At 50.9% G+C, this 6,818-nt stretch carries 5 protein-coding genes; 2 read left to right on the forward strand and 3 right to left on the reverse strand.

Annotation, left to right across the window (positions count from 1 at the left end):
• Both AAH187_RS14820 and AAH187_RS14825 read left to right on the forward strand, forming a co-directional pair.
• A partial coding sequence (locus AAH187_RS14820; protein WP_342349245.1) for a putative inorganic carbon transporter subunit DabA occupies window positions 1-900 on the forward strand: 900 nt, incomplete at its 5' end.
• A gap of 46 nt (window positions 901-946) precedes the next feature.
• The gene (locus AAH187_RS14825) at window positions 947-1,282 is read left to right on the forward strand and encodes a P-II family nitrogen regulator (RefSeq protein WP_342349246.1); all 336 of its coding nucleotides are present in this window, start codon (window positions 947-949) and stop codon (window positions 1,280-1,282) included.
• Window positions 1,283-1,587: 305 nt separating this feature from the next.
• Here AAH187_RS14825 and AAH187_RS14830 read toward each other — a convergent pair whose 3' ends face one another.
• The 3 genes from AAH187_RS14830 to AAH187_RS14840 all read right to left on the reverse strand — a co-directional run bounded on the left by AAH187_RS14830 (window position 1,588) and on the right by AAH187_RS14840 (window position 6,205).
• Complete coding sequence (locus tag AAH187_RS14830; protein ID WP_342349247.1) at window positions 1,588-3,216, reverse strand: ATP-binding cassette domain-containing protein; 1,629 nt, start codon at window positions 3,214-3,216, stop codon at window positions 1,588-1,590.
• A gap of 54 nt (window positions 3,217-3,270) precedes the next feature.
• On the reverse strand, window positions 3,271-4,716 hold the full coding sequence (locus tag AAH187_RS14835) for a TolC family protein (protein WP_342349248.1): 1,446 nt from the start codon (window positions 4,714-4,716) through the stop codon (window positions 3,271-3,273).
• A 61-nt stretch (window positions 4,717-4,777) separates the two neighbouring features.
• Complete coding sequence (locus AAH187_RS14840; RefSeq protein ID WP_342349249.1) at window positions 4,778-6,205, reverse strand: HlyD family efflux transporter periplasmic adaptor subunit; 1,428 nt, start codon at window positions 6,203-6,205, stop codon at window positions 4,778-4,780.
• Between the last annotated feature and the right edge of the window lie 613 nt (window positions 6,206-6,818).

Genomic DNA, 6,818 nt, shown 5'->3' on the forward strand with positions numbered 1-6,818 from the left:
GCACTCGATTGCGGAGCCTGTGGTGGCAATCATGGAATGCCCAACGCCCGCACGTTTGCGGCCATGGCCAATAAGCCTGATGTCAGAGAACTCCTCGGGCAACACGGAATCTCGATTCCACCCGACACCTATTTTCTGGCAGGTGAGGTTGACACCGCGACGGATGCCACCCAACTCTTTGATTTGGAAGATGTTCCTTCGACCCATCGCCGGCAATTATCACAGTTGATACATGATCTCGAGGAAGCGGGGCGACAGAATAGCCTGGAACGCTGCGGCCAGTTTCCCGATATCCAGGGGCCTCTTTCAGCGGATAAGGCCGCGCGTGAAGTCAAAAAACGAAGTCTTGACTGGTCGCAAGTTCGGCCGGAATGGGGGCTGTCGAGAAATGCGGCATTGATTATCGGGCGCCACAGTCTGACCAAAGGCCTCAATTTGGAAGGGCGGACCTTTTTACACTCATATGATTATCAAATTGATCCCACCGGCAAATATCTACAGATCATCCTGACCGCACCGGGAGTGGTCGTCCAATGGATCAGCATGGAACATTACTTGTCCACAGTGGATCCGGAAGTCTATGGAAGCGGCAGCAAAATGTATCATAACGTGACGGGACGGATTGGGGTCATGTTCGGCACACAAAGTGATTTGCGGGTCGGACTCCCTTGGCAGACGGTCATGGATGGTGAACGTCCCTATCATGAAGCCATGCGCCCGCTCTACATTGTGGAAGCTCCACGTGATCGTATCAGCATGCTGATCCAAAAGAATGAAATTCTTCGACGATTTTTTGATGGCCACTGGGTCCACCTAGTGGCGGTGGAACCGGAGGAAGGGGCATTTTACCACTATGTACCCAAACAAGGTTGGAGCGCCGTTTCTCAAACAACTCCGTGAACATTTCTTACAAACACTTTGACCTCATAGAAGGAGTACGCAAGCCATGAGCGGTTTCATTCTTCATCCAATGAAGGAAATTAAGATCATTATCGAGGGGGAACACCTGAGATTTGTGTGTGACTTATTGGACAAAGTGAAAGCAACCGGATACACCGTCATCAGCAATATTTCTGGAAAAGGTCATCATGGTTTTCATGAGGGCCATCTGATGTTCAATGATACCAACAGCGAGGTCATGGTGTTCACGGTGGTTCCCGAGGAAAAGGTGGAACCCATTCTTGCCGGCCTGGGCCCACTCTTTAATCGTCACTCCGGTTCCATGTTCGTCTCCGATGTTGCCGTGAGTCGGCGGGATCGATTTACTGCCGGGGAAAAGTGAGGCCGCCTCGACACACCAGAATGTCGGTGGCAAAAAACTTTTCTCCTTCCGAACGAATGGTTGAGAGTACCGGTAAACGGACAAAACGAGTTCTCGATTATCGCGCCAATGCAGGCGGCACATAAACCTGGTGTCCCAGTCAACCCCGTGACTCTAAGATCTTCCTACCATTATCCGGGCCTCGAACACCTGTGCAGCGGTTCGTTAACGAGCGGACCTGCTTCCTGCCCATGCTCAGCCAAATTCTACTGTGAAGACCATGCTTCATCCCTTCTCTTGTGTGGGCAACATCCCTCAATCACACGTTAGCGTAGCGGGAAACTTTGCTGGACAAACGATTTGATATTGGGATCGGTTGTGACAATGACCATCGTCCACGGACATTCCGGCGCACAAATTCTGGAGAGAATGGTCTCTCGTTGTGGAGCGGAGATTTCATGAAGACCGCCATCGACAATAAGCAACTTGGGACGAACAATCAGAGCCCGAGCCAATAAAATTTGAATAGTCTGGCTGGGAGAAAAGTTTTTTCCACCATATTGAACCATCGTTTGCAAGCCATTCGGGAAATGTTCCATTTCCTTCTGCAAATCAACGAAATTCAGGACCCACAGTAAATCCTCGGTTGAGAGGTCCTTTCGTCCTAATGTGATGTTTTCCAAAAACGTGGCTTCAAAAAGTGTCAAATCTCTACTCAACACCAGACCACGCATCCCATTCACGGCGTCAGGATGAAGGTCACGAATATTAATTCCGTTGTAGCGAATTGTTCCATGTGGTGGATCATCCAACCCCGCTAAGAGTCTGGAAACCTTTAATCGTTGGGATTCCGTTCCGGTGACCATTGCCCATTTTTCTCCAGGCTTCAGATCGACGGTGAGTTCAAAGGCATGGGGCCATGGGGGAGGCAATCCGCTAACTTGGGAGACGGAAAGCCCGAGACCTTGGGATGAAAGCTCGGGCAGACTGACAAACTGAGCTGAAGTTTGATGGTCTTTGGGAAGAGAAAAAATATGATGGATCTCGGTTAACGCGGTAAAAAAATAAAAAACCACATAGGTACGTTTGACGACCGAGTCCAAATTGAGAAGAAGTGTGGCAATGATAACTTCCGCAGCGACTAATTGCCCTAAGGTCAACTCTCCTTTACTCAACAGCCAGCCTGCAGTTCCCAACAGACCGGTGTGGAGAAGCACTTGAAGAGAGACAGACCCAATGTATTGTCGCATAAGCACCCGGAGTCGGGACTCTCTTGCATGCACATAGGCATGAGCCAGGGAATCAGCTTTCTGAAGGATGAGATCACGGCTCTGGCTGGCCTTAAAGTGACTGAGATTGTCGGCCACCTCCTGAAACCAATGATAGGTGGCATATTTGGTTTCTGACATGTGCAGAGTGGTCTGGAGTCCCCCTTGGCCCAATACGACGATGATTCCGACAGTGAGAAGAAGGAGAAGATCAAAAACCAGAAAGTACGGGTGATACAGGACAAGCAACATCATGCCAATAAATCCGCCAACCACCACGTTGGTGAGGTCTACCAATAAAGCGGCAATGGCACGTTGCATAAAGATAATTTCAAAAAACCGACTGGCGTATTCGCCGCGGAAATGTGTTTCTTGTATCGAGGGAAATGTTCGGGCAAATGCCAGGGTCAGGCGAACAAAAATTCGCCGTTCAAGAAGATCCGTGGCATAAAATTGAAGGACCTTGAACACTCCGACAAAGGCGAGGACCCCGGCCATAATGCTGACCAGTGTGACAACCATTATCGGTTGGATAGCCAACGCGAAGGTATTCACCAGTTCCTGGACCGTAATGGGAATAATAAGGGAAAACATTCCAACCGCCACCGAATACATGAGAATCGTAAGAAGAAGTTGGCGCTCCTGTTTCAGAAATACGCCCACATGCTGAAGGACTTCTTTATTCATGCTCCGGTCTGACTCGGTTGATATCATTGAGAATACATCGGTTCTTGTTGGTGGCTAAGCCACGGGCTGGGTCCAATGACCGATGGCCCATTGGTAAAAGGCTTGGGCCTGATGATAGTCGGCTTGGGTCTGGATGTAGATGACTTCCGCATCCACCACATTTCGTTCCCGAAGATTCACAAAAAGTAAATTGGTGGCCCCCACCTGAAATCGCGTTCTTTCGCCTTTCACAAGGGAGCGGGCGTAAATGAGGGCTTGAGATGCTGCCTGCATTCGTTCTTCCGCCCGTAATATGGCCGAGTTGGCATTATCGATATCCAGCGCCACCTGCTGCATTCGGTACTGTTGATCCCACAGTAATCGCTCTGCCTTGGCTTTCAGTTGAAGCTGTTGGCCGGTTGCACCTTTTTGTAAGAAGGGAAAGCTGAGTTGGAGCCCGAACCGGTAACCCAAACCGAGCACAAATTCTCCCGGTTTCCTGGTTGGTTCAGCCTCTGCCAGAAGATCAGGGAGCAAATTATTTTTGGCGACACCCAGATCAATATGATTTCTGGCCGCTTCAAGTGTAATGTGAAGGATTTCCGGCCGGCGTTGTTGTGCCAGACCGACATCGGTTTCCCGAGTTGGGATACCCGAAGTCGAAGTGACAGGAGGAAAATCGGGGACCGTCTGAAGATTGAAGGCCATCGGGGCACCATGGTCCCAGACAAATAGGGACAGCTTGAACTGTTCCTGTTCGGCTTCCCGTTTGGCTTTAATGACATTCTCCAGTCGGCGTTGAACTTCCTGGTGGGCTTCGGTGACATCGAATTCTGCCACGGCACCGGTTTCAGCCTGTCGGCTAAGTTGTTGCAGACGGACTTTGGCCACTTCCAAGGCTTGTTGGCGCAAATCCACAGCTTTCCAGGCGGCCACCCATTTCCAATATTGTGTGGCAGCACCCAAATATAGATCTTGGCGGGTTTGTTGAATATTCAGAGTGGCTTCCTGTTCTGCCAGTTTGGATTTTTCCAATTCACCCTGTTCCGGATTGGTACCCAATCCTCGTAATAATGGCAGCACGAGGCCTAAAAGGGGTTGATTGGTCTGGTTCACTCCAAGATCAGCCACCTCCACATCTCCTATGCCTGTTCGCCATCCGGCAAAACCTCGAAGCCCCGAGGAATGTCGCATCTGAATCATGGTGTCGTTGAAGCCTACACTCTTAGTTTGACCATCTTTGACCAGACGCTCAACTTCAAAATCATTAACCAGGATGGGTTCAAAAGCACCAAGAGCTTTCAGTAATTTCCCTTGCGCTTCTAGTTTTTCAGTCCGGCTCCCATGCAACAACGGATGTTGTGTCTCAACCAGCGACAGCACGGCTTCTAAGCGAAGCGGTCGGGTGGCCGCCTCGTATTGGAAAGAGGTGGTCTCCAGAGCAAATGTATCGGGTAGAGGAGATACGACAAGCACCGCGCCCGCGAACAGGCAGGAAAGTGTTAAGAGATTTCGTGGCATGGCTTCTCCCTCCTTATAATGAATTTCAGGATTGACTGTCGTGCATCCCCTGGAGCCGTGATTATTTCCCCGGCCGTCCGGCCTTGGGGAGAAAGGTCTCTGGAAGATAGATTGACTGTTCTTGGTAGTCGGCCGGGAAGAGGTTCACACGCCTCCACAATTCGTACCAAAGAGGAACCCGGTTCAACAGAACCCATCCCATGACCTGAGTACCTTGCCGAACCTGACTTTGCGGTGGCCACGCAACGGCCTCCGGATCTTGAGCAACCCAAAAGCGAAACCGTTTTTGTGAATCCGGGGTTTGATCAACGACCAGAATTGTGCCATCGAACGTCCCAGCCATTAGTTCAGGCCATGAAGGAAGTGGGATAGTCGGAATGCCATGAAACATCAGGCGGACCTTCCTTCCTGGACTGAGAAGGGGCGCATCTAACGGATCTGCCCACATTTCGACTGCCCGGGTGGCCGTATCCGGGACGATGGTGAATAGGGAATCACCTTGTTTCACAATTTCACCAGCTCCCACTCGCGCCATGCGGACCACTGTGCCATCCATGGGCGCGGTAATACGGCTGGCTGTTCGCCGCTGGGCAGCATTGGAGCGGGTTAAGGCCAGATCCGCCAACTCTTTTGACGCTTGAGCCGCCTCTCCAAGGGCTGCTGCCCTTTGGGAACGAATGTTCAGAATGCGTTGGCCAAGTTCGGCTTCAATTTGCACTCGTCCATGGGTGAGGGCCAGTCGTGATTGGGCCACTTCCTGAAATCCGGCGTCACTGGCTTTGCGTTCAGCTTGAGCGGCGGCTTCGGCTTGAATGGCTAATTCCAGTTCACGCCGTGAAATCAACCCTTCGGCTTCCAGGATTTGGGATCGTTGCAAATTCAGTTGAGCGGTTTGGGCGGTGACCTTCGCCGCAGCCTGGCGCTGAACCATACTCTGGATTCGCCTTGAAGCTTCCTGAACACGGGAGTCGGCCGATCGGGTAGTGGCCTCGGTCAGTGGGGTCATTTCTTCAAGTTGTCTGCCCAGGAAATCGGCACGAGCCAGCGTGGTCTCACGCCTTTCCTCCAGGGCCTGAATGGATTCGTCCAGCCGTGTGAGGAGATCCGGGGCCAGAAATTTGGAATCGACGTCCATGAGATCAAGGAGTAAATCCTGTTTTTTAACGGCCATACCTTCATTGACATGCCAGGCGACGATACGGCCTTCAAGAGGGGCATGAATCTCTTGCGGACGTTCTGCGGGAGAATAGGCCGACAACTGCCCTTGCGCCTTAATCGTTTGTGTCCAGGGGACAAAAGAGAGAACCAAGATAAATACCAGAAAAAATCCAAGGATGAGTCGTGTCCCGGTATACAGTTTCTTGGGAATTTTCACGGCTGCCCACGATTCAAAATGCGTATGCCGTTCAGGAACGCAAGACGGGTGAATGCTTGGCGGGAAAACGACCTGAGTGGCAGATTGTTGAGGTGAAATGGGGGTAAGGTCCATGAGTGACGTGCTTACTGAGGACCTGGGGTCTTCAATCTTACTTAGCCAAACCAATGAGATTGTTTGAATCGGCGAATGTTGGTTTTTTTCAGATTGACATTTGCCAAAGATATAAATAAGTGTAGCCTCTCTCCATTGTTAAGCCAAATGACGAGCACATCCTTCCTCCGGCTTACCCTTTTTCGGCAAAAACCAGTCAATGTGTGATTGCTGGTCGCCGGCAACTGTAGATCGTTCCTGCCCATGCCATTCTCTCCTGCTTCGTGATGAGCGAAGATTCTCGTTTGCTGATCAGGCTTGGAGTGGTCTAATTTGCCCATGATGCCACACGATCCTTTGCTGGATTTTCTCCATTTGACTTCTCAGTGGATTGAACATCATTTGGGAAGCGAAACGGTGGAGTCCTTTGAAATCCATAAAAGTCTTATTGGCCAACCGCCCCAATCGATTCTCGTGGGATTACATCCTTTTTTTTTATTCCAGTCGTTTGAGCTTGATACGCCTCCAATGCCGCCAGGTGACCGCTGAGACTCGTGTGCTCCTGTGACCATCACCGCCCATGGCCTGCGACATTTTACGCTCCCTGGTTGCCAATGCATTCATGACTGAAAAA

Origin of the sequence: uncultured Nitrospira sp., assembly GCA_902500695.1 — a bacterium.
Classification (GTDB): Bacteria; Nitrospirota; Nitrospiria; order Nitrospirales; family UBA8639; genus Nitrospira_E.